21 protein-coding genes and 4 tRNA genes are annotated in these 21,310 nt (G+C 59.5%); 10 read left to right on the forward strand and 15 right to left on the reverse strand.

The window, feature by feature from the left end:
- Positions 1-12 precede the first annotated feature (12 nt).
- Positions 13-1,119: an efflux RND transporter periplasmic adaptor subunit gene (locus ONZ54_RS00120; protein WP_011898205.1), complete on the reverse strand. Its 1,107-nt coding sequence runs from the start codon at positions 1,117-1,119 to the stop codon at positions 13-15.
- Positions 1,116-1,706, reverse strand: a complete 591-nt coding sequence (locus ONZ54_RS00125) for a TetR/AcrR family transcriptional regulator (RefSeq protein ID WP_058395525.1) — start codon at positions 1,704-1,706, stop codon at positions 1,116-1,118. Before ONZ54_RS00125 ends, ONZ54_RS00120 begins: the two co-directional genes overlap by 4 nt.
- Positions 1,707-1,964: 258 nt before the next feature.
- Here ONZ54_RS00125 and ONZ54_RS00130 point away from each other — a divergent pair.
- The 5 genes from ONZ54_RS00130 (at position 1,965) to ONZ54_RS00150 (ending at position 3,157) form a co-directional block, all read left to right on the forward strand.
- Positions 1,965-2,041, forward strand: a tRNA-Arg gene (locus ONZ54_RS00130).
- Positions 2,042-2,091: 50 nt separating this feature from the next.
- Positions 2,092-2,167 (forward strand) — tRNA-His (locus ONZ54_RS00135).
- Between the two features lie 20 nt (positions 2,168-2,187).
- Positions 2,188-2,273: transfer RNA gene (locus ONZ54_RS00140), tRNA-Leu, on the forward strand.
- Positions 2,274-2,350: 77 nt separating this feature from the next.
- A tRNA-Pro gene (locus ONZ54_RS00145) sits at positions 2,351-2,427 on the forward strand.
- A gap of 217 nt (positions 2,428-2,644) precedes the next feature.
- Complete coding sequence (locus ONZ54_RS00150; RefSeq protein WP_011898207.1) at positions 2,645-3,157, forward strand: RICIN domain-containing protein; 513 nt, start codon at positions 2,645-2,647, stop codon at positions 3,155-3,157.
- Positions 3,158-3,273: 116 nt separating this feature from the next.
- Here ONZ54_RS00150 and ONZ54_RS00155 read toward each other — a convergent pair whose 3' ends face one another.
- The 7 genes from ONZ54_RS00155 to ONZ54_RS00185 form a co-directional block, all read right to left on the reverse strand.
- Positions 3,274-4,086 carry a Cof-type HAD-IIB family hydrolase gene (locus ONZ54_RS00155; RefSeq protein WP_271788322.1) on the reverse strand — a complete coding sequence of 271 codons (813 nt, stop codon included), beginning with the start codon at positions 4,084-4,086 and terminating at the stop codon, positions 3,274-3,276.
- A gap of 90 nt (positions 4,087-4,176) precedes the next feature.
- Positions 4,177-5,217: an alpha/beta fold hydrolase gene (locus ONZ54_RS00160; RefSeq protein WP_271787225.1), complete on the reverse strand. Its 1,041-nt coding sequence runs from the start codon at positions 5,215-5,217 to the stop codon at positions 4,177-4,179.
- Positions 5,207-5,953: a tRNA (guanosine(18)-2'-O)-methyltransferase TrmH gene (trmH, locus tag ONZ54_RS00165; protein ID WP_271787226.1), complete on the reverse strand. Its 747-nt coding sequence runs from the start codon at positions 5,951-5,953 to the stop codon at positions 5,207-5,209. Before trmH ends, ONZ54_RS00160 begins: the two co-directional genes overlap by 11 nt.
- Positions 5,954-6,109: 156 nt before the next feature.
- A complete protein-coding gene (spoT, locus tag ONZ54_RS00170; RefSeq protein WP_005319472.1) occupies positions 6,110-8,224 on the reverse strand; it encodes a bifunctional GTP diphosphokinase/guanosine-3',5'-bis pyrophosphate 3'-pyrophosphohydrolase in 2,115 nt (704 codons plus the stop codon).
- A gap of 134 nt (positions 8,225-8,358) precedes the next feature.
- Positions 8,359-8,634, reverse strand: a complete 276-nt coding sequence (rpoZ, locus tag ONZ54_RS00175; RefSeq protein ID WP_005307060.1) for a DNA-directed RNA polymerase subunit omega — start codon at positions 8,632-8,634, stop codon at positions 8,359-8,361.
- A gap of 79 nt (positions 8,635-8,713) precedes the next feature.
- Positions 8,714-9,340 (reverse strand): guanylate kinase, encoded by a 627-nt coding sequence (gene gmk / locus ONZ54_RS00180; protein WP_271787227.1) that lies wholly within the window; start codon positions 9,338-9,340, stop codon positions 8,714-8,716.
- Positions 9,341-9,639: 299 nt separating this feature from the next.
- On the reverse strand, positions 9,640-10,707 hold the full coding sequence (locus ONZ54_RS00185) for a glycosyltransferase family 9 protein (protein ID WP_271787228.1): 1,068 nt from the start codon (positions 10,705-10,707) through the stop codon (positions 9,640-9,642).
- 173 nt (positions 10,708-10,880) lie between these two features.
- Between ONZ54_RS00185 and ONZ54_RS00190 the strand changes: the two genes are divergently transcribed.
- Together ONZ54_RS00190 and ONZ54_RS00195 are read left to right on the forward strand one after the other, a co-directional pair.
- Complete coding sequence (locus ONZ54_RS00190) at positions 10,881-11,594, forward strand: 3-deoxy-D-manno-octulosonic acid kinase (protein ID WP_005319464.1); 714 nt, start codon at positions 10,881-10,883, stop codon at positions 11,592-11,594.
- Between the two features lie 70 nt (positions 11,595-11,664).
- Entirely contained in the window at positions 11,665-12,525 is an 861-nt protein-coding gene (locus ONZ54_RS00195) for a GGDEF domain-containing protein (RefSeq protein WP_005319463.1), read from the forward strand.
- Here the strand turns inward: ONZ54_RS00195 and ONZ54_RS00200 are convergent.
- Positions 12,522-13,376 carry a carboxylate/amino acid/amine transporter gene (locus ONZ54_RS00200; RefSeq protein ID WP_058395519.1) on the reverse strand — a complete coding sequence of 285 codons (855 nt, stop codon included), beginning with the start codon at positions 13,374-13,376 and terminating at the stop codon, positions 12,522-12,524. The genes ONZ54_RS00195 and ONZ54_RS00200 overlap by 4 nt on opposite strands.
- A 42-nt stretch (positions 13,377-13,418) precedes the next feature.
- Here ONZ54_RS00200 and ONZ54_RS00205 point away from each other — a divergent pair, with 42 nt between their 5' ends.
- Positions 13,419-13,877: a DUF6314 family protein gene (locus tag ONZ54_RS00205; RefSeq protein WP_087757435.1), complete on the forward strand. Its 459-nt coding sequence runs from the start codon at positions 13,419-13,421 to the stop codon at positions 13,875-13,877.
- 156 nt (positions 13,878-14,033) lie between these two features.
- On the opposite strand, the gene ONZ54_RS00210 is transcribed toward ONZ54_RS00205, so the two are convergent.
- Positions 14,034-14,195 (reverse strand): hypothetical protein, encoded by a 162-nt coding sequence (locus ONZ54_RS00210; RefSeq protein ID WP_005319457.1) that lies wholly within the window; start codon positions 14,193-14,195, stop codon positions 14,034-14,036.
- On the reverse strand, positions 14,180-15,079 hold the full coding sequence (locus ONZ54_RS00215) for a DMT family transporter (protein ID WP_005319455.1): 900 nt from the start codon (positions 15,077-15,079) through the stop codon (positions 14,180-14,182). The genes ONZ54_RS00210 and ONZ54_RS00215 overlap by 16 nt, the downstream gene beginning before the upstream one ends.
- Positions 15,080-15,170: 91 nt before the next feature.
- Between ONZ54_RS00215 and ONZ54_RS00220 the strand changes: the two genes are divergently transcribed.
- Positions 15,171-16,145 carry a LysR family transcriptional regulator gene (locus ONZ54_RS00220; RefSeq protein ID WP_271787229.1) on the forward strand — a complete coding sequence of 325 codons (975 nt, stop codon included), beginning with the start codon at positions 15,171-15,173 and terminating at the stop codon, positions 16,143-16,145.
- Here ONZ54_RS00220 and trpS read toward each other — a convergent pair.
- Together trpS and ONZ54_RS00230 are read right to left on the reverse strand one after the other, a co-directional pair.
- Positions 16,124-17,137 carry a tryptophan--tRNA ligase gene (gene trpS, locus ONZ54_RS00225; RefSeq protein ID WP_271787230.1) on the reverse strand — a complete coding sequence of 338 codons (1,014 nt, stop codon included), beginning with the start codon at positions 17,135-17,137 and terminating at the stop codon, positions 16,124-16,126. The genes ONZ54_RS00220 and trpS overlap by 22 nt on opposite strands.
- Before the next feature lie 192 nt (positions 17,138-17,329).
- Positions 17,330-17,764, reverse strand: a complete 435-nt coding sequence (locus ONZ54_RS00230; RefSeq protein ID WP_005319449.1) for a universal stress protein — start codon at positions 17,762-17,764, stop codon at positions 17,330-17,332.
- 377 nt (positions 17,765-18,141) lie between these two features.
- Between ONZ54_RS00230 and fabV the strand changes: the two genes are divergently transcribed.
- On the forward strand, positions 18,142-19,329 hold the full coding sequence (fabV, locus tag ONZ54_RS00235; protein ID WP_271787231.1) for an enoyl-ACP reductase FabV: 1,188 nt from the start codon (positions 18,142-18,144) through the stop codon (positions 19,327-19,329).
- A 63-nt stretch (positions 19,330-19,392) separates the two neighbouring features.
- Here the strand turns inward: fabV and ONZ54_RS00240 are convergent, their stop codons facing one another.
- Entirely contained in the window at positions 19,393-21,186 is a 1,794-nt protein-coding gene (locus tag ONZ54_RS00240; protein WP_087756795.1) for a GGDEF domain-containing protein, read from the reverse strand.
- Positions 21,187-21,310 lie beyond the last annotated feature (124 nt).

The following is a 21,310-nucleotide window of genomic DNA, read 5'->3' on the forward strand; positions in this document are numbered from 1 at the left end:
AGATCTCCGCGCTTACAGCATCGGGGTTTGTGCCGGAACGGCCAGGGCATCGTTTTCGACCACGCGCACCTTGGTGTCGTTGCTCAGGCGAACCTGACCCGACAGCACTATCTGGTCTCCAGCCTTGATGCCGGACAGCACATGCACGTCATTGCCGCGACGCTCACCCGCCTTGACTACTACCTGCTTGGCCCGTTTCACGCCGTCCGCCTCATGAATGACATAGACGTTCTCGCCATACAGGGTGAAGGAGATGGCGGATTGCGGGATCACAACCTGGTCTTTCACCGTGGGCAGAATGATGCTGGCGCGGGCGAACATACCGGAACGAAGCTGACCGCCGTTGTTCGGGATGTCTGCCTGTACCTGGATCAGGCCGCTCTGGTAGTTGACTGCGGGTTCAATGGCGGTGATATGCCCGTCAAATTGCACTTGCGGATAGGAGTCCACATTGATCTTGACGGTCTGGCCCAGAGTAATTTTGGAGATATCGGTCTGGGGCACGGTGAAGCGCAGGCGCATCACACTGGTATCTTCCAGCCGCACTATGTCGGTACCCGGTTGCAGGTACTGGCCGAGGAAGACGTTACGCAGACCGACCACGCCACCGAAGGGGGCGCGTACCTGGCGACGGGCAATGGTTGCCTTCAGGCTGTCGATATCCGCTTCCAGTGAACGGTAGCTGGCTTCGGCATCATCCAGTTGATCCTTGGAGATGGAGCTCTTCTTGTAGAGGTTCTGGAAACGCTCGAACTTGGCTCGCGCCGCTGGCAGCTTGGCCAGGGAGGCTTGCAGATTGGCCTTCTCCACGCTGGAGTCCAGGCTCAGCAGCAGTTGCTCTGCCTTGACCGGCTTGCCCGATTCGAAGGTGATGGCATCGATTGTGCCTGCCAGTTCAGTGGAGAGCGTCACCCCCTGATTCGGCTCGATGAAGCCGATTGCCTCTATGGTCGGAACCCAGTCCTGGGCCTTGGTGACCATGGCGGTGACCGGAAACTCGGGCTCTGGCCGGTTGGCCATGAACTCTGCAATCTTCTTCTGCTTGAACATATTGAAGCCGATGACGCTGCCAAACAGGGCGAGCGCTATCAGCAACATGATGGCCATCCACTTTTTCATGAACAGGCTCCTGAGGTGGAAAAGTTGGGGGTTAATATGGCATTCCAGCTGGCCCGGATCGCGGCTTCCAGCTGTTCTTGCGTCAGCTCAAAGTGATGAACCTGGCGTTGTAGCGCCAGAGTCCCCACACAGTCCAGGCTCAGCACCTGCAGTGCCCGGACGGGTAGATCGATAAACAGACCTTGTTCACGTCCCTGCTCGAAGAAACGATCCAGAGGCGCCCAGGCGGCCATGATGACCGGGTCTTTCTCCAGTTCGGCTCCCAGTGGGGAACACTCATATTGCAACTTGCATTTGAGTGCGTTGGGGTCGTCGGCAAAAAAGGCGTGGATGTTGAGCCACAGACGCCGAAATTGCTGAAATGACACCTCATCTATCTGCACACCTTCCATGACCAGGGGATGACACTGGAGGATACTGTGTTGATAGAGCTGGCGGATCAGATCATCTTTGTCACTGAAGTAACGGTAGATGGTGCCCGCCGCCACCTTGGCTTTCTTGGCTACCACGGCAATGGACAGACCGTGGAAACCCTGCTCGCCGAGTATTTCATGAGCCGCATTGAAAATGCGTTCTTTCTTGTTCATGACTCGATTATCACAACGGCTGAATGAACGTTCATTCATTTTAGGGGGGCATTGAAGCAAGTCAAGTTCCACTACTGGATGCATCACCATTAGGGGGGAAACAAATTAGCGTTGCAGAGCTGGATCCAGCCTGAATGAAACAAAAATGGTGAAAAAGCGCCATAAACGATGGAAAAACAAGCGGTTGATTTGGCAGGAGCAAAAAAGTGTAGACAAGCCTGCCCCCATCATCAATAATGCGCCCCGTTCGACAGCGTAGCGCCCGTAGCTCAGCTGGATAGAGCGCTGCCCTCCGGAGGCAGAGGTCACAGGTTCGAATCCTGTCGGGCGCACCATTTAAAGTGCGCCGGTTAAACGGGCGTGTTGTGGAACGAAAACAGCTGTGGTGGCTGTAGCTCAGTTGGTAGAGTCCCGGATTGTGATTCCGGTTGTCGTGGGTTCGAGCCCCATCAGCCACCCCATTTTACAGCTTGTCAGGTATGCGAAGGTGGCGGAATTGGTAGACGCGCTAGCTTCAGGTGTTAGTGCCCCCCGGGTGTGAGGGTTCGAGTCCCTCTCTTCGCACCATACTTGCTGTGTGATGAAGATGACCGAAAGTGGTTGTCTTGGTGTTTTGAAAGAGTGTTGCAGTGAAAAAATTGTCTCGGTGATTAGCGCAGCCCGGTAGCGCATCTGGTTTGGGACCAGAGGGTCAAAGGTTCGAATCCTTTATCACCGACCATATTCAGAAAAACCTCGCTTCGGCGGGGTTTTTCGCTTTCTGGCGTTTATCATCTCCCCATCTCCCCATCTCCCCATCTCCCCATCTCCCCATCTCTGCGTCTGTTACGTCTGTTTACACTTCTGTTGGCACTTTCCTGTCACCGCTTCGGGTATGCTGGGCCGCAGACCCATAGCAAAGTGGGCATTATTGAACACTTTTCAGGCCAAAATGTCATATGCACCATAATACAGTTCGCGCCAGCATGTTGGCGCTGGTTGTCGTGGCCCTCAGCGGCTGCTCGTACAAACCCAAGCCGGATGAAATCCTGATGGGCGCCGCCCCCAGGCAGGCCATCGATGCTCCCTCTGCCCTGATGACCAGCGGTGGTTTTTGTGTGGCATTGAATGCCCAGGATCAACTGATCACTCAACCTTGTGAAAAGATAACCCGACAGCAGTTCAACTGGGATGCCGGCGCCCTGCAGCTTGAGCAGCGCTGTCTGGTGGCCAAGGGGGTGAGCGAACTCGTGCTGGCTGAGTGTCAGGATGATAGCCGCCAATGGCAGTGGCAGGCGGATCGTCTGCTCAATCACAAGGTTGATCGGTGTCTGGATGTCGCCGGTCGTCGCCACAAGCCCGGCACACCGCTCCGGCTGGCGGAGTGCTACGGGGGTGCCAACCAGAGTTTCGAGTGGAAGAGTAGCGCTAGCATGCTGGAGCAGTTGAATCTGAAAAGCCTCATCTGGTGAGGCGATAGGGGATGTGGGACAGGTTGCAGGCTGAGGGAGATTTCGCCTGTGTCTCGATTTGAAATATCTGCCAAACAGCATGGATACCACAGTCGTGGTATCCATGCTGTCACGGGTCAGGCTGCGCCAGCAGTACTGAGGGCGAACAGCTGCTCCAGATAGATGGCAACCCCATCTTCGTCCGAGCTCAGGGTCTGCTCATGTGCCGGCAAGGCGAGCTTGAGGCGGTCGTGGGCATTGCCCATCACAACGCCACGACCCACCATGTCCAGCATCTCGAAGTCGTTCATGCCATCCCCGAACGCGACGGCCTGAGACATATCCAGTCCATGCTGTGCCAGCACGGCGCGCACGGCATTGCCCTTGTGCACCCCGGCGTGCATCACTTCGAGGCAGTCCGGCAGGGAGAAGGTGACGTTGAGTCGATCACCATAATGCTGGTTGAGGTGAGCCTCGATCCGCAGCAGTTTTTCGTGCTCGCCGATGTAGAAGACCTTGTTGACCTTGTCCATCGGGTGGGTGGCGAGGTCGGTGAGGCGGTAGGTGAAGCCGGACTCGTCATGGAATTGCAGCAACCAGGGCAATTCCTCTTCTACCAGCCACTCGTCGCCATAGTAGACATTGAGGTGAATGGAAGGGTCGCGATCCAGCGCGATCAACTCGGCGGCCACGGCAGCTGGCAGTGCCTGATTGAAGATGAGTTGATCCTGTTTGTCGTGCACCACGGCACCGTTGGAGGTGATGAGGTAGATGTCCAGCCCGAGCGTGTCGCGAATGCTGCGCACATCCACATGGTGCCGGCCAGTGGCCACCACGAACTTGATCCCCTGTTCGACCAGACGGTGCAGGGTGTCACGGGTGCGGGGGGAGATCTGGTGCTGCTTGTTGAGCAGGGTGCCATCGAGATCGGATACAACTACCTTGAACATCATTACCTCGGCATCAATTGAACGCCGGGGCAGTGTACCCCAGCGTTTTGCGTCACCCCATTTATTTAGGGATCCAAAAAATAACCAGCGCTAGAAGCGCTCGAAGAACGCCAGGGTCGCGCTCAGTGCGGCTTGACGCTGGGGGTCTGCCTCGATAAACAGCTCATGCCAGGCGCCCTCTATCCGCAGCGGCTTGCCCCCTTCACATCTGGCCTTGGCACAGAAAGCATCCTGGGCGGCATTGTCCACCACGCTGTCTTCCCCCGCCTGCAGCAGCAGCAGTGGCGTCTTGATCCGATCCGCGGCGGCAATGGCGGTATCTCCGGCGGCTATCCCTTCGCGGATCCAGTGGGCGGTCACCCCCCCCAGCTTGATTTGCGGGTGCTGTTCGTAGAGATGGCGAAACGCCTGATAGCGCGGCGCGCTGTGGCTCAGGCCATTATCGGCAAATTCGTGTGACTGGTAGCTGCCCTGGCCAGGACCATAGGGTGGTTCGCCCAGCCAGCTGCCGACCGTGTCTATGCTGGCCGCGAGCCCCTGTGCCAGCCATTTGGGCAGACCGCCGAGGTTGATGCCCATCATGGGGGAGGAGAGCACGGCCGCCTTGATATCATCCGGCCAGCGTTCCAGGTAAAGCGCCGAGATGGCACCGCCCATGGAGTGAGCCAGCAGGAACAGTTTGGCGGGCTGGTCTGCCATGATGACCTGGTCGTGGAACTGTTTGAGATCCACCACATAATCTTCGAAATCAGCAACATAGCCTTTCTGCTTGTCGGCCAGCATACGGTCGGACAAGCCCTGTCCCCGGTGATCGATGAGGTAGAGGCTGTAGCCCTGACGCCACAGATCCCAGGCCAGTTCCTGATACTTGAGATAGCTCTCGACCCGACCATTGACGATGACGATGGCGCGATCCACCTTGGCCTGTCGCAGGGTTGCATAGCGGATGGTGACGCCGTCTCTGGCCTTGAACTCCCCCTCGATAGCATGTGTACGCCAGAAGTCGGGCAGCGTTTGCTGGTAAAGCGCGGGGACCTCGGCTTCGGATGTCAGCGGATAGGGATTGGTCACGGCAAGGGCTCCGGCAGAAAACAGGGTCAGTGCCAGCAGGGGCAGACAGTTAAATTTCATCGGTTGGATACTCCATATCCTGGGGATCTTCCTGTTGTGCTGCCCAGCCCTTGCGGGTCAGCTGCATCCGTTGCCACCAGGCCTCGTCCGCCAGGATCTCGCCGGCCGGGCCGAGCTGGGGATAGGGCATCTCTTTCTCTTTGCAGAGCTGGGCATAGATGGGGTAGCCCCCCTCGAACAAGATAATGTTCTGCTCTTCAAGCGTGAGGGGACAGCCGCGCTGATAGCAACCGGCCAGCTCGCGCTGGCGCTGGGCCTCGTAGAGGATGGCGGCGGCGGCCACCGAAACGTTGAGGGACTGCACCATGCCCACCATGGGGATGACGATATGGTGATCGGCCAGCGCCAGCGCCTCTTCACCGATGCCGTGTTTCTCCTGACCCACCAGAATGGCGGTGGGTCTGGTGTAGTCGATGGTGCGAAAGTCCACAGAGCTCTCCGAGAGGTGGGTCGCCACTATCTGCATGCCGGAGGCTTTCAGCTCGGCCACGGCGCTGCCGATATCCGGGTGCAGCTTCACATCCACCCAGTTCTGGCTGCCGCGGGCCGTGCCCTTGCGCTTGTGGATCCAGGTCTTGGGCCAGACGGCATGCACCCTGTGGATGCCAATCGCATCGGCGGTACGCACTATGGCGGCCAGGTTGTGAGGTTTATGAACCTCTTCCATGCAGACGGTCAAGTCGAGCTGACGCTGGGCCAGCATGTCGGAAATCCGTTTAAATCGTTCAGGAGTCATATCAGTTTCTATAGGGTGAGGCGGGTGTGCCAAGAGTGCGCAGCAAGCGGGTTGAGCCGGGTTGAGGCTGGGTCAGTATGATACTGATTTGCTTGAGGCATTCGGGGATCATGGCTTGTCTCTATAAAAGCAGCAGGCGGCTTGCGCCGCCCGTTTTCAGTTCTTTTGTCGGCTCACCTTGAGCACATTGGGCATTACGCGGATCTTGCGCATGATGTTGGCCAGGTGGATGCGGCTCTTGGTGGTGATGAGCAGGGTGACCAGATAGACACGGCCATCCTTCTCTTCGGTGCTGATGGCGTGAATGTTGGCGCCGGTGGCGGCAATCACGTTGGCCAGCTCGGCCAGCGCACCCTGATGGTTGACTATCTCTACGCTGATGCCAGTGCGGAATTCCTGCTCCTGATCCTTGTCTACCTCCCACTGTACCGGCAGATACTTGTCCGGCTCGCGGCTGTAACCCTTGATATTGCGGCAGGCTTCCTGGTGGATCACCAGCCCCTTGCCCGGGCTTATGTGGGCAATGATGGCATCCCCAGGGATCGGGCGGCAACAGTTGGCGAAGGTGACCAGCATGCCGTCGGCACCCTTGATCGGCATCTTCTTGCTGCTGGATTTGGGCTGCTCTTCCGGCGGCAGTTCGCCCAGCATGCGGCGTGCCACCATGACGCTCATGGCGTTGCCTAGGCCCACATCGGCCAGCAGACCCTGCAGGTTTTCGTGTTTGGTATCGGCCAGCACCTGCTTGATGCGGGGTTCCGGAATGTCTTCGATGTTCTTGGCGCCAAGCGCATGGTTGAGCAGGCGGCGGCCCAGCACCACAGACTCTTCGGTGCGCAGGTTCTTGAGGAACTGGCGGATTTTGGATCTGGCCTTGGTGGTCACCACGAAATTGAGCCAAGCCGCATTGGGACGGGCACCCGGTGCCGTGATGATCTCTACCGTCTGCCCCGAATAGAGCGGGCTGCTAAGGGGGTAGGGATGTCTGTCAACCCGTGACCCCACACAGGCATGGCCGATATCTGTGTGTACCGTGTAGGCGAAGTCCACCGGCGTGGCACCCGTGGGCAGCTCCATGATGCGACCTTCGGGAGTGAACACGTAGATCTCGTCAGGGAACAGGTCTGTCTTGACCCCTTCGATAAATTCAAAGGAGCTGCCGGCGCTCTGCTGCAATTCCAGCAGGCTCTGCATCCAGCGCTGGGCGCGGATCTGGGCGGTAGTGCCCGAGCTGTCGCCATCCTGCTTGTAGGCCCAGTGAGCAGCAACCCCTTTATCGGCCATCTGATCCATGAACTCGGTGCGGATCTGCACCTCGACCGGTACCCCGTGCGGCCCCACCAGCGAGGTGTGCAGCGACTGATAGCCGTTGGTCTTGGGGATGGCGATATAATCCTTGAAGCGACCGGGGCGCGGCTTGTAGAGGCTGTGCATCTGCCCCAGCACCCGGTAACAGGTATCTATGTCCTTCACTCTGACGCGAAAGGCGTAGATATCCATTACCTCATGAAATTGCAGCTCTTTTTTCTCCATCTTGTTGTAGATGGAAAACAGGTTCTTCTCGCGGCCGCTCACCTGGGAATCGATGCCGGCCTCATGCAGGCGGCCCTCGATCTCGCTCTGGATGGAGTCGATGATTTCACGGCGATTGCCGCGGGCGCGGCGTACCGATTCTCGCAATACCCGTGAGCGCATGGGGTAGAGCGCCTCGAAACCCAGCTCTTCCAGCTCGTTCTTCATGGTATGAATACCGAGGCGGTTGGCGATGGGGGCGAAGATCTCGAGGGTTTCGCGGGCAATGCGGCGGCGCTTGTCCGGCCGCAGCGAACCCAAAGTACGCATATTGTGGGTGCGGTCGGCCAGCTTGATCAGGATGACCCGGATATCCTGGGTCATGGCCATCACCATCTTACGGAAGTTTTCGGCCTGAGCTTCCTTGCGATCGCGAAACTTCAGCTTGTCGAGCTTGGAGACACCGGCCACCAGTTCGGCGACGGCATCGCCAAACAGTGCGGCCAGATCGGCCTTGGTCACGGGGGTATCTTCGATGACGTCGTGCAGCACTGCGGCCATCAGGGTTTCGTGATCGAGTCGCATGTCGCCGAGAATGCGGGCAACGGCAACCGGGTGGGTGATATAGGGTTCGCCACTGGAACGCATCTGTCCCTGGTGGGCATCACGGGCCACCACATAGGCTTGCCTGAGCTTCTCAACCTGCTCTGGAGGCAGGTAGGAACTGGCTATTTCTTTAAGATTTTCAAATAAATACAAGACAGTCCCCGCAGCGGTGAAACGGCAATCCGTGGAATTGAGGAATAGTCCTGAGTTTGCGAGGTTTTCGAGCGGTTGTAAATGGGAAGAACAGTCGGCACCCGGGCGGGCGCCGACCATGGGAAATTACTTACTTAACCGCGGCCTTCGGCGATGGCAGCAACGGCTGCCAGTTCGGCGGCTTCCTGTTCTTGCTGCTCGTAACGGTCCTGAGTATCCATCACTTGATTGTTCACCAGACCCAGTTCGATCTCGCGCAGGGCGATCACGGTCGGCTTGTCGTTTTCTTCGTCGACCAGGGGATCTTTGCCTTGAACCGCGATTTGGCGGGCGCGGCGGGCGGCGACCAGCACCAGGTCAAAACGGTTACCTACCTGTTTTACAGCATCTTCTACAGTAACGCGTGCCATGCAGGACTCCAGTGTTTGGGCTTTCTGTGTTTAAAAAAGCAGTGTTTAAAAATGACGCAAAAGTTTACTTGTTTTTGGCCTATTCTGCCAGTAGCTGTTGCAGCAAGTTTTGTTGTGCCTGCTGTTGCTGACGCATTTCCAGCCGTTGGCACTCAATAATGGCCCTGAGTTGGAACAGTGCCAGCTCAAAGTCCTTGTTGATAATGACATAGTCATACTCGTCGTAGTGCACCATTTCGGCAATGGCTTTCGCCATCCGGCCGGCAATCACCTCGGCGCTGTCCTGACCGCGCCCGATCAGGCGCTGTTCCAGCTCGGCGCGGCTGGGGGGCAGAATAAAGATGGATTTGGTCGGCATCTGCTCACGGATCTGGCGGGCGCCCTGCCAGTCGATGTCGAGGAAGACGTCGATCCCCTGAGCCAGGCAGGCTTCAATGGCGGCGCGAGAGGTGCCGTAATAGTTGCCAAATACCTCTGCCCACTCCAGAAAGTCACCGCGTTCGATCAGTTCCTTGAACTCTTCCACCTGCACAAAGTGGTAGTGCACCCCGTTCTTTTCGCCGGGACGAGTGGCGCGGGTGGTGTGGGAAACCGACAGTTGCATCTTGCCAGCCGGGTTGTGTTTGGTCAGCAAGGCATTGAGCAGGCTGGATTTACCCGCCCCGCTCGGGGAGGAGATGATATAGAGAGTGCCTTGTTGCGCCATGTCATTACCTTATTATCTAGACCTGCGTTTTGGTTGTAGCAGAGGCCGCCGTCTTGTGCCCGAAAGGGAGACAGCCAAACGCAAAACGCAGGAAATTCTTGAGTCGGGAGGATGTAAAGGGGGCGAATTTTATCAGAAGGCGGCGGATAAAAAAACGGCTGGAATCATATTCCAGCCGATCAAAGTGTTCGTTGCTTGCTGCGGGAGCGTAACCCACATCGGCTGCCATTCTGCCCCGCCGGCGGGACAGGGGCCATCAGGTTATCCCTGCCTCATGGCTCGGAATTTCCGAATCGCCCTCAGCCGGGCAGGTGACGATCGGCGCAGAGCCGGTCAAAGGTAGCAATGACCCTCTCAATCCCTATCTTACCCATGGCATCCGGATCCTTGAGGCGGGTGCGCCAGCCGAGCTCGGCCAGCGGCTTGCCGGTTTCCTGTTCGATCAGTTCCTGATAGACGCTGACCACGTAGTCACGGCACAGATAGGGGCCGGTGCGAGCCGGGTTGTGGTGGGCGTAGAGGCCGATGACAGGTGTGCCTACCAGGGTTGCCATGTGGGTGGGGCCCGTATCCGGGGCCAGCACCAGGCTCGCTTCACCAATCAGGGCCAGCAGCTGTTTGAGGTTGGTCTGCCCCACCAGATCCACCGGTTTGCTCTGGCTCAGCCGCTGTATGTCGGCCGCCAGATCCCGCTCCAGTTTGGCCGGGCCGCCGCACAGGTAGACCTGAAAGCCCTTGTTGGCCGCGTGATCCGCCAGTGCAGCATAGCCTTCGGCAGTCCAGTTCTTGAATGCCTTGCTGGCGGCGGCGCAGATGAGCAGAGTCGGTTTGCCGCCGATTTTCTCCCTGGCCCAGATTTTATGTTCGGCGCTGATGGGCAGTTGCCAGTCCGGCGTCAAATCCTTGATGCCGAGCTCTTTGGCAAAGGCAAGGAAACCGTCCAGTACATGGGGAGACGTGGGGGAGGGACCCCTGTGGTTGGTGAACAACCACTGACCGTCGTTGGCGCGCGCCTTGTCGAAACCGAGTTTGACCCTGGCCTTGATACCGAGCGTCGCTATGCTGGCGCGCATGGCCGCCTGCAGGTGGAGCAGCGCATCGAACTTGCGTCCCTTGAGGGTGCGCCACAGGTCGAGATAACCGCGCCAACCCTTGCTCTTGTCAAAGGCGATCACCTCGACCCCGGGCAAGTCGGCAAACAGGGTCGCTTCGATTTTGCCGGTGATCCAGGTGATGCGAGTCTGGGGCCAGGCCCGCTGGATGACGCGCACCAGCGCCAGCGCGTGGCAGCAATCCCCGATGGCGGAGAGCCGCAGTATGCAGATAGAAGAAGGCGGCGTTTGGAACAGCGGCATGATGTGGCGCAATGGTGGAAAAATGGATGGATGGCATTATGCAAACTCCCCTGTGGATTGTAAAATTGCGCGCAACTGGCAGTCGGTACTGGCCCTGATCCTTACAAGGTGCACGGGTCCGTGCTGGCAAGCCGCCTTATCGTGAATCGAACCATTGCGATTACTGACCGACCGGAATCACCAAGATGCGAATACAGACCGAACACAACCAGATCTGCTGGTACGCCGAAGGGGTTTTTCGTGACCCTTCTCCCGAGCTGTTTGATCCGGCCTGGTGGCAGACACATCGCCAGGTGGTGGGTTCTGCCATAGGACGCGGTGTGACCTGGTTCGTGAAGGATGAATCCCGTCATCTGGTGCTGCGTCATTACTATCGTGGCGGCATGGTGGGCAAGGTGGTGCGGGATCGCTTCTGGTTCGAGGGGGTGGAATCCAGCCGGGCCATGGCCGAATACACTCTGCTGGCCAAGTTGAGCGAGCAGGGCTTGCCGGTGCCGCGCCCGTTTGCGGCCCGCATGGTCAAGCAGGGCCCCTTCTATCGCGCCGATATCCTTATCGAACGCATTCGCGGTGCCAAGGACCTGGTGGCCCTGCTCAAGCAGGGGCCGATCGCCGACCAGGTGTGGCACAAGGTAGGTCAGACGGTGCGCCAGCTGCACGATGCGGGTGTCTATCATGCGGATCTCAACAGCCACAATCTGCTGCTCGACAAGGAGGGCAAGGTGTGGGTGATCGACTTCGACAAGGGGGCGATCCGTTCCCCGGGCAGCTGGCAGCAGGCCAATCTGGAGCGGCTGCAACGCTCCTTCAGTAAAGAGTCCCAATTGCACACCAGTTTTCACTTCGTGCCGGAAAACTGGCAGGCGCTGATGAGCGGTTATCAGGGAAAAGCGAGCTGACCCTGTTGCTCGGCGCAAGAGCCAATGTTACTTATTGAGCAGGTATTCAGATTCGGTTTCGAGGCATTCGATGGACATGCTCAAGGCTCCCCTGAGGGAAGTGGTCACCCGGTTTGATCCGACGCTGATGGCGGATGCCATGGCTCTGCTGGAGGCGGGACTCTGGAGCTGGAGCCCGCAACAGGGTGTGCAGCGGGATCTCTCCTGTCTGCGTCTGCTGGGATTGAATGAAACCGGTCTGGACGATCTCGGCTGGCTGGAACGGGTGCATCCCGACGATGTGGCTGTGCTGCAGGAGGCTCTCGCTGCCTGTCAGAGCGGGCGAGTGCCCCAGATCCGGCTCGAGTACCGCATCCTGCATCACGACGGTCATTACGTTCGGCTGGAAGAGCGGGCCCGGCGCGATGTTCACGGTCAGGTGTTGGGGGTGGTGCGCCTGCTCGAGTCACAGCCGGTGGCGGAAGAGCGGCATGGCACGGATCCCCTTACCGGACTGGAGAGCCGAAGCCACTTCGAACAGCTGCTCGACGAGCGGCTGGCGACCGAGAGCGGCAGTTTCAGCCTGTTGCAGTTTACCGTCGACCACAGTGCCAAGATCCAGCAACTGTTTGGCGAAGCGGCCTGTGATGCCATGCTGGCCAAGCTGGCGCGCATGGTGCGCCACGAGCTGCGGCGGGAAGATCCCTTCGCCCGCTGGGACCAGGACGGTTTCATCCTGATGCTCTCCCAGACCGATCGCTTGAGTGGCCTCGAGATTGCCGAGCGATTGCGCCTCGAGATCGCCGATGCCAGCCTGCTGCCGCAGCGGCCTGTGACCGTCAGTGTCGGGCTGGTGCAGAGCCAGGCCGGCGAGCATATCGATCACTTGCTGGCCCGGCTGGCGACCTGCCACGGTCAGGCCAGACGGGAGCACAATGCCGTCGTTGGTTAATGCTTGCTCACGCTGGCGCGCTGACAGATCCAGAGGGAGGCCAGCATCAGCAGGCCGCCAATGGCCAGCCTGGCGAGATTGGTATCCTTGCCCCAGATCAACAGATTGACCAGCAGGCCCGCCGGGATCAGGGCGTTGTTCATGATGGCCAGCACACCGCTGCTGACCCTGGTCGCACCCTTGTTCCACAGGAAGTAGCCGAGGCCGGAGGCTCCCACCCCCAGCCAGAGCAAAATGCCCCACTGTAGACCGGAAGTCGGATACTGCGGCTTGCCCAGCAACCACCAGGCGGGCAGGGCGACAGCCAGTGCTCCCAGATAGAAGCAGCCGAATACCGCCTGCTGTGGCGGTTGCTGTGCTTCCCGTGCCAGCAGAACCTTGTAGCCCACTTGTCCCATGGCGAAGCTGAGGTTGGCACCCTGCACCACCAGGAATCCCAGTACATAGCTTTCGGTCAGCCCGTCGAAGCGGATGACGGCTGCCCCCAGCACCGCCAGCAGGGCGCCCCACAGATAAACAGGCTTGAAGCGGCGTTCCAGCAGGTCGTGCAGCAGAGTGACGTAGAGGGGGGTGAAGATGGTGAACACCAGCACTTCCGGTACCGTCAGCAGCAGGAAGGACTGGTAGTAGAACAGATACATGATGCCGAGCTGGATGGCGCCGAGTCCCATCAGCTTGAGTGCGAAATCAGGCCGCAGCCAGCGGCGTCTGAGGAAGGGCAGAAACACCAGACTGGCAAGGACGATGCGCGTCAGCACGGAGAAGTAGGCATCCACCTGGCCGGCGAGATAGACCCCGATCAGGCTGAAGGAGAATGACCAGAGCAGGGTAACCCCTATCAAATAGTTCATGTGTTTGATTTATCGTCAGTTGTCAATTTTGAGGGCGCTATGATGGCCGAGATGGAAGCTGTGATCCAGCGTTTATGGCACCAGTTGCCACAGATCCGCGCCTTTGCCTTCGAGGCAAGCAATGGTGCGGGGTCCGCGACTGACTGGTGTGGTCGTGGTGAGGGTGATGTGGAGGTGACCGATCATCAGGGAGGCTGGCTGTTCGCCGAGACGGGCCGTTACACCACGCCCCATGGCCGTGTACTGACCATGCACAACCGCTTCTGGTGGCAGCGCGGCGATCGGGGGATCCGTCTATCGCACCTGCGTTATGCCCAGCCGGTGGAATTGTTCGAGCTGTTGCCGCAAGGGGATGGCCGCTGGCTGACCGCCGAGCCGCATCTGTGTGGCCAGGATCACTACAGTGCCGAGCTGACCGAGAGCGACAGCGGCTTTCTGCTGAGCTGGGAGATCACAGGCCCGCGCAAGAATGAGCGGCTCAGCTATCGCTACCTGAGGTGACCCTCAAGTCGGGCACCTGTCCAATCCAAGATCATGAAAATGCAGAAATAAAAAAACCGGCGCAAAGCGCCGGTAGAGGGGACAAATCGGAGGTTTTTTTAAAACGGTCCCAAAAACAGGAGAGATACACTCTCGTCACACATTCAGAGATGGATGTCAGACACTCAACGCATAGCTCAGCATGGCTTGCAGCTTGCTGTCGAAGAACCAGGGCAGCAGCACCATCAGCAGGCCGAGCAGGCCGGCCAGCCGGTGGCGATATTGCCAGCCGGCAATCAGCACCAGGCCACCACACAAGGTGGTCAGGATGCCTGACATAGGGCAGCCTCCCGCTGGGCGCGTCGTTGCTGTGCCCACTGGTTCAGCGCGACCGAGCCCAGGATCAGGGCCAGTGCCACACCCGTGGTGGACTGGATCTGCTCGCCGAGGAACATGGCACCCAGCATGACGCCGAACAGCGGCACCAGATAGTTGCTGAAGGAGGCAAAGGTCGGGCCCGCCTTCTGGATCAGCGCCATGTAGAGGAAGTAGACCAGACCGGTACAGAAGACACCCAGCACGACAACGGCGCTGATGGCATGCTGGCTCGGCATGGTGAGCGCACTCAGATCGGTCAGGAAGGGGGCCGCCAGCATCAGCTGGATAGCCGAAGAGATCAGTATGTTGCGCGCCACCACCACAGGGTGGTCCTTGGCGAAGCGCTTGATCATCAGCAGGCCGATGGCAAAGCAGCTGGCCCCGAACAGTATGGCCACGGCGCCGAGCAGGCCGGCGTTCATGCCGTTGGCCAGTTTCGGCCAGAACAGCACCAGCACACCGATGAAGCCGATGATCACCGAGACCAGACCGCCCTTGGTGATTTTTTCACCGGAAAGCAACAGGGGGGCCATCAAGATGGTGACAAAGGGTATACAACCCATTACCACGGCGGCGATGGCGCTATCCACATACTGTTGACCCCAGGCCACCATGATGAAGGGCAGGGTGGCATCGAGCAGGGCGATCAGCATGTAAGTGCGCCATGGTGTGTGCTCGCTCTTGAGACGCATGAACAGGCAGAGCAGACCCAGGGTCAAGCTGCCGCACAAGGCTCGTCCGGCCGCCACCATGATGGGGGGCAACTCGGTCACGGCCTGATGCATGAAAATGAACTGGGAGCCCCACAACAGGCCAATCGCCAGCAACAACAGATAGCTACGCATGTTAATCTCCGATGTAATTCGCCAGCGCATTCTATGCAATCTGCTACTATGCCAAAAATGAATTGTCGTCATTCAACTATGGCAGATATCGATGGAACTCCCTCTCTCCCGCCTCGACCTCAACTTGCTGACCGTGTTCGACATGCTGATGCAGGAGCGAAACGTCACCCGCGCCGCCGAGCGTCTGCACCTCTCCCAGTCCACCGTCAGCCACGCGCTGGGGCGGTTGCGGCAGGCGCTGGATGACCCCTTGTTCGTCATGAGTCGGCGCGAAATGATGCCGACCGAGCGAGCCAAGACCCTGGCGGGACCCGTGCGTCAGGCGCTGGCCATGCTGGAACAGGGATTGCGGCAGGCGGAGGGGTTCGATCCCGCCAGCGCGCGGCGGATCTTTCGCATCGCCACCCCGGGTTCGGTGGAGCACGGTCTGGTACCGGCGCTGGTGGAACAGCTGCACCGACAGGCACCACACTGCCGGCTGGAGGTGTGCGAGCTGGCAGACAGTGACTACGAGCGGGAGCTGGAGAAGGGGGAGCTGGATCTGGTGATCGGGTTCGCCGATGCCAATCACTTCTCGCCCCGGCTGTGGCGCGAGCCCTGGTTCAACAACCCGCTGGTCTGTTTGTCACCGCTGGGCAGTGAGTTGCCCGAGATGCTGGGGCCTGCCGAACTGGTCAGCCGCCCTCACATCCATACCTCCAGCTGGGGTCACAGTCAGGCCATGGTGGATCTCTGGCTGGCCCGTTTCGGGGTTGAGCGTGAGCTGGGGGTGCGGCTGCCGAGTTTTATGGCGGTACCGCCGCTGATGGCGACCGGCCGCTATCTGGTGGTGGTACCCGAGATGATAGGGCGCCACTTCTGCCGCTACTACCCGCTGCGCCTGCATCAGCTGAACCCGGATATCCCCATCGTCTACCTGATGGCGGGCCACCCGCTCACCGCCCATGACCAGGCCATTGGCTGGTTCAAGGGGTTGCTGCACCGACTTGCCTTCGAGCGCTATGGCGCGGATGCGCTGGGCAGTGTGGCCCAGCGCAGTGCGGATCAACCCAGCCCGGCGAAGTAATCCAGCCCCATGGCACTTTTCACCTCCGCCAGTACCTCGTCGGTAAGTAGACGGGCCTGCTGGGTGCCTTGCTGCAACAGGGCCAGTAGCTGCCGCTTGTCGGCAATCGCCGCCTGGCGCCGCTCCCGCATGGGGGCGAGCAGGGTCTGCAGACAGTCGTTCAGCACCTGCTTGCAACGCATGTCGCCCAGCCCGCCGCGTTGGTAATGGGCTTTCATCTCGGCCACCAGCGCCTTGTCCGGGTGGAAGGCATCCAGATAGGCGAACACAGTATTGCCCTCCACCTGACCCGGATCGCTCACCTTGAGGTGATTGGGGTCTGTGTACATGGCGAACACCGCCTGTTTTACCTCTTCCGCTGACATGCCGAGCTCTATGGTGTTGCCGAGGGATTTGGACATCTTGGCCTTGCCGTCGATGCCGGGCAGGCGGCCGGTATCGCTCAGGATCGGCTGGCACTCGGTCAGCACTTCCTTGCCCACTAGGGCGTTGAAGCGGCGCACTATCTCGTTGGTCTGCTCCAGCATGGGCAGCTGATCCTCGCCTACCGGCACATGGGTGGCGCGAAAGGCGGTAATGTCGGCGGCCTGGCTGACCGGGTAGACCAAAAAACCCGCCGGCAGGCTGCGCTCGAACCCTTTCTGCTGGATCTCCGCCTTGACGGTAGGGTTGCGCTCCAGTCGGGCGACGCTGACCAGATTGAGGTAATAGGTGGTGAGCTCGGCGAGGGCGGGCAGGGCGCTCTGCAGGCAGAAGGTGGTCTTGGCCGGGTCGAGACCGACCGCCAGATAGTCGGCCATTACCTCCAGCACGTTGTCAGTCACCTTGGCCGGGTTGTGGCCGTTGTCGGTCAGCGCCTGCAGATCGGCGATCATCACGAATTGGCGGTAATGGTGCTGGGCCTCGACGCGCTGGCGCAGTGAACCGACGTAGTGGCCTATGTGCAGTTTGCCGGTGGGACGGTCGCCGGTCAGTATGATGGGGTTGTGCATGTCACTCTCTCCAGTTGGGGTGGGCCGGGAGGCGACAAAGGGATAAAAACAATGACCACCTCTCGGCGGTCACGGTGTTTTCTTTGGAAAATTTTACATAGAAAAGCAGTGCCGCCTGTTTATAAGCAGCACCACCAGTAGTTGTGATTGAAGATGGTCATATTCATGGCAAATAAAACTACGCCAGTTTGATCACTTCTGCAAGGGAACGACCAGCAGGTCGCAGGGTACCGTATTCATCAGCTGACGGGCGCTGGAGGTAAGCAGGCTCCAGAAGCTTTGACGATGGCCGCACACCAGCAGGTCTATCTGGTAATCCTTGACCGCCTGGTTGACCCGTTCGCTCAGATCACCGCAGATCACCAGCTTCTTCTCGATGGGGTAGTCCACCGAGGCCAGGAAGGTCTCCAGCTTCTCTTTCGCTTCGGCGATCACCTGATCCTGCACGTTGTCGATGTCGATATCGATCATCTCGGTGTAGAGATCCTTGAGGTCCACATCAACATGGATCACGGACAGCTTGGCGCCGTTGGAACGGGCCCGATCAACCGCCTTCTCGATCACCTTGCGGTTATCTTCCGACAGGTCGATAGCGGCCAGTATGTGTTGGTAATAGGTTCCATTCATGGGAATTCTCCTCACTGATCCTGAGTTCACTATACCAATGTCTGATGAAACTAAAATGGCGTTCTCGACACAGTTTTGGGATTTAAATGAGTTTCTTATGGGGCTTCTTCTATGTCATGCGTCATAAATTGTCTATAAATCGAACAGGAGTTTGACCTGAGTCACACCCCTCGACTTGCCCGGCGAGGGTGGCAGGCATAGGATGTGCCCGTGCTTCGCAATGAACACAAAACAATAAAAAGCATCTGAATACCGCTTTGGGGAGCCTCGCGCTCCCTCTTGTTTTTCTGCCCCCTTACTGCCCATATCCCGCCCGACATCAAGGTAATCCGCAACTTCTTGGTTATGCTGTAGCCAGTTCCTTTGGAGATCCCGTCATGATCATTCATCCCCAGATCCAGGGTTGCGTTGCCCGCAACTGTCATCCCATCGGCTGTCGGGCCGCCGTGTTGCAGCAGATATCCAGCGTCAAAGCTGCGGGCAGTTTCAACGGGCCCAAGCGGGTGCTGGTGCTCGGGGCCTCCTCTGGCTTCGGGCTGGCTTCCCGCATAGCGCTGACCTTCGGCGCCGGTGCCGATTCCGTCGGTGTCTCGTTCGAGCGGGGCCCCTCCGACAAGGGGCTCGGCAGCGCAGGCTGGTACAACAATATCTGGTTTCGGCAGGCGGCGGAGCAGGAGGGGCGCGTCGCCGTCAATCTGATAGGCGATGCCTTTTCCGATGCCATGCGCCAGCAGGCCATCGACACCATTCGCCAGCAGCTGGGGCAGGTGGATCTGGTGATCTACTCGCTGGCCAGCGGTATCCGGGTATTGCCGGATGGCCGTCAGGTGCGCTCCGCACTCAAGACCACAGGCCAGCCTTTCAGCGGCTGGGGGCTGGATCTGGAGCAGGACAGGCTGGTGCAACAATCCCTGGCGCCCGCCACCCCGGAGGAGATCCGCGACACAGTCACCGTCATGGGCGGCGAGGACTGGCAGCTCTGGATGCTGGCGTTGCAGCAGGCCGATTGCCTCGCCCCCGGCGCCCGGACCGTGGCCTACTCCTACATAGGCCCGGAATCCACCTATCCCCTCTACCGGGATGGCACCATCGGCTACGCCAAGGAGCACCTGCATGCCACCGCCGAGGCCATCAACCTGCAACTGGCAGAACTGGGCGGCCACGCCTGGGTGTCGGTTTGCAAGGCGCTGGTGACCAAGGCGAGTGCCTATATCCCTGTGCTGCCGGTTTACCTCGGCTTGCTGATGGGGGTGATGAAGGAGCTCGGCGTGCACGAGGGCTGCATCGAGCAGATGCAGCGGCTGTTTGCCAGCAAGATGTATGGGCCGCAGGGCGTGGTGGCCGATGGCAACCGGCTGATCCGGATGGATGACCACGAGCTGGACCCGGCCATTCAGGCCGCCGTCTCGACACTCTGGTCCAAGGTGACGCCGGACAACTTCCATACCCTGGGGGATTTTGCCGGCTTGCGGCAGGATTTCATGCAGCTCAACGGTTTTGAGCTGCCCGGTGTCGACTATGGGGCGCCGGTGGATGTGGCGTCCCTGACCGAGCTGGTGCCCTGATCCCGCCCGGCTGGTCAAGTTATCCTGGTTTCATTCTGCGCGGGTGGCCGTGCTCACTGACCGTCAGGCCACGCTGCTGGTCAGTTCATCCTGCGCCGAAGGGGTTGTCGCCAATATGGTCTGGTTGCGGCCCTGGCGCTTGGCTTGATACATAGCCATGTCGGCGCGGTGGATCAGTGGGCCAAGCCCCTCATCAGCCTCTGAACGCCCCGCTATGCCGATGCTGATGGTCATGTGCGGTGTGTCCAGCTGGGAAATCCTCAGACGTAACTGCTCTGCCAGGTGCCAGCAATCCTCTGCCGCCAGTGGTACCGCCACCAGAAACTCCTCGCCTCCCCAGCGCCCTATCAGCTGTGCGTCCGGGGCCCAGTCGCTCAGCTCTCGCGCCAGCCGCTGGATGGCCCGATCACCCGCCTGATGCCCGTGTCTGTCATTGATCTGCTTGAAGTGATCGATATCTATGATGAGCAGGGTGAGCGGGTCTTCCAGTTGCCACTGGATGGCAAGCCGTTCCAGCAGGGCGCGGCGGTTTGGCAGCTCGGTCAGCTGATCGAAGGTGGCAAGCTTGTAGAGGTGGCGTGAGCTGCGGTGCAGCCTGTGGGTGGTGATGCCGAGCAGGAGCAGGGCGCCCGCCAGCAGGCCGACCAGCATCAGCTGGTAGTTGCGGGCGCTCTGTTGGTGCAGCAGCTGCTGGCGCTTGCGCTCGTTCTCCTCTTGCAGCACCCGGTTGTTGGCCTCGCTGCGGGCCAGATCCATCTCGGCCTGAAAGGTGGCGGCATGCTGGCTCAGCGCCTGATTGAAGTGCTGCTTGTAATCGTTCATGTAGGCGGACAAGGCCTCATAAGCCTCCGGATAGCGGCCCTGCTGGGCCAGCAGGCTGGCTTGCAATGCCTTGCTGCCGGCGCTGGGGTGGCCCTGGGACGTCAGCAGTTGCAACGCCAGCTGTATCTCTCCCCGGCCCTGCAATGCCTTGACCCGGGTCTCGAGCAGGCGTTCCCCCGCATCCTGATATCCCAACTGCTGATAGAGTGCCTGCGCTTCGTCCAGACTGCGCAGGGCTGCCGTCCAGTCACCCTGGGCGTTGAGCGCCATGGCCTGATAGCCGAGGATGATGGCGCGGTAATCCGGCGCCAGATGAGGGGTAGCCAGCAGGCTGTCGAGCAGTTGTCTGGCCTGGGTGGGGCGATCCGTGTCTATGTAGAGCCGTGCCATGTTGGCTTTGATGATGGTCTGGCTGTTTGGCTCGTCCAGCTGCACCATCTGCTGCAGGGCTTCCCGATAATAGGTTTCCGCCTCTCTGGGCAGACTCAGGTCGGCATAGAGGTTGCCCAGGGTCATCAAGAGGCGGGCTGAGTCCAGGCTGGCAACCGGTTTGTCTCGTGCGGATTGCTTGAGGCGAAAGGCAGTCTTGAGTTCGGCGATCGCCTCTTTCAACTGCTGGGTGCGATAGAGTGCCAGCCCGTTCAGGGCATGCCATTCAGATGCTTGCATTGGGTGGTCGATAACGGCTGGTTTGAGCCGGGCCAGCAGGCGGAGGGCTTTATCAGGGGCCTCTGTATCCAGGATCAGGGCAACCTCTTGCAGCTGAAAATCCAGCAGGCGCAGGGGTTGCTGCTGGGCACTGGCCAGCTCGCGGGCTCTGGCGTTGTCGAGCAGGGCCTGCGGATAGTGACCCAGGGCTGCCTGGGCCAGGGCTCTGGCATAAAACAGCTCCATATCCTGCTGCGGGTTGGCATCGAGGCGTTGCAGATAGCCGACGGGATCGCGCGCCGCCTGCAATTCAGCCTCTTCCAGCAAGGAGGGAGCGGCCTGCAACTGGGTTATCCAGAGCAGTGCCAGTGCCGTTATGAATCTCATTGAATCCTTTCCCTGACCACTGGCGCCATCATAATGGCTGAATCCACGTACACCATGTTTCTTTGCTTCTCTATACCTGTATGGGGGATAGGATGAGGCGAAAAACGGTCACAACTGAGCAGTT

The organism is Aeromonas salmonicida (assembly GCF_028355655.1).
Taxonomy (GTDB): domain Bacteria; phylum Pseudomonadota; class Gammaproteobacteria; order Enterobacterales; family Aeromonadaceae; genus Aeromonas; species Aeromonas salmonicida.

Bases quoted from the DNA above. Each gene is read 5' to 3' on its own strand.
- ONZ54_RS00120 (WP_011898205.1), bottom strand. From the start codon at position 1,119: ATGAAAAAGTGGATGGCCATCATGTTGCTGATAGCGCTCGCCCTGTTT.
- ONZ54_RS00125 (WP_058395525.1), bottom strand. From the start codon at position 1,706: ATGAACAAGAAAGAACGCATTTTCAATGCGGCTCATGAAATACTCGGC.
- ONZ54_RS00150 (WP_011898207.1), top strand. From the start codon at position 2,645: ATGCACCATAATACAGTTCGCGCCAGCATGTTGGCGCTGGTTGTCGTG.
- ONZ54_RS00155 (WP_271788322.1), bottom strand. From the start codon at position 4,086: ATGTTCAAGGTAGTTGTATCCGATCTCGATGGCACCCTGCTCAACAAG.
- ONZ54_RS00160 (WP_271787225.1), bottom strand. From the start codon at position 5,217: ATGAAATTTAACTGTCTGCCCCTGCTGGCACTGACCCTGTTTTCTGCC.
- trmH (WP_271787226.1), bottom strand. From the start codon at position 5,953: ATGACTCCTGAACGATTTAAACGGATTTCCGACATGCTGGCCCAGCGT.
- rpoZ (WP_005307060.1), bottom strand. From the start codon at position 8,634: ATGGCACGCGTTACTGTAGAAGATGCTGTAAAACAGGTAGGTAACCGT.
- gmk (WP_271787227.1), bottom strand. From the start codon at position 9,340: ATGGCGCAACAAGGCACTCTCTATATCATCTCCTCCCCGAGCGGGGCG.
- ONZ54_RS00190 (WP_005319464.1), top strand. From the start codon at position 10,881: ATGCGAATACAGACCGAACACAACCAGATCTGCTGGTACGCCGAAGGG.
- ONZ54_RS00195 (WP_005319463.1), top strand. From the start codon at position 11,665: ATGGACATGCTCAAGGCTCCCCTGAGGGAAGTGGTCACCCGGTTTGAT.
- ONZ54_RS00200 (WP_058395519.1), bottom strand. From the start codon at position 13,376: ATGAACTATTTGATAGGGGTTACCCTGCTCTGGTCATTCTCCTTCAGC.
- ONZ54_RS00205 (WP_087757435.1), top strand. From the start codon at position 13,419: ATGGCCGAGATGGAAGCTGTGATCCAGCGTTTATGGCACCAGTTGCCA.
- ONZ54_RS00210 (WP_005319457.1), bottom strand. From the start codon at position 14,195: ATGTCAGGCATCCTGACCACCTTGTGTGGTGGCCTGGTGCTGATTGCC.
- ONZ54_RS00215 (WP_005319455.1), bottom strand. From the start codon at position 15,079: ATGCGTAGCTATCTGTTGTTGCTGGCGATTGGCCTGTTGTGGGGCTCC.
- ONZ54_RS00220 (WP_271787229.1), top strand. From the start codon at position 15,171: ATGGAACTCCCTCTCTCCCGCCTCGACCTCAACTTGCTGACCGTGTTC.
- trpS (WP_271787230.1), bottom strand. From the start codon at position 17,137: ATGCACAACCCCATCATACTGACCGGCGACCGTCCCACCGGCAAACTG.
- ONZ54_RS00230 (WP_005319449.1), bottom strand. From the start codon at position 17,764: ATGAATGGAACCTATTACCAACACATACTGGCCGCTATCGACCTGTCG.
- fabV (WP_271787231.1), top strand. From the start codon at position 18,142: ATGATCATTCATCCCCAGATCCAGGGTTGCGTTGCCCGCAACTGTCAT.
- ONZ54_RS00240 (WP_087756795.1), bottom strand. From the start codon at position 21,186: ATGAGATTCATAACGGCACTGGCACTGCTCTGGATAACCCAGTTGCAG.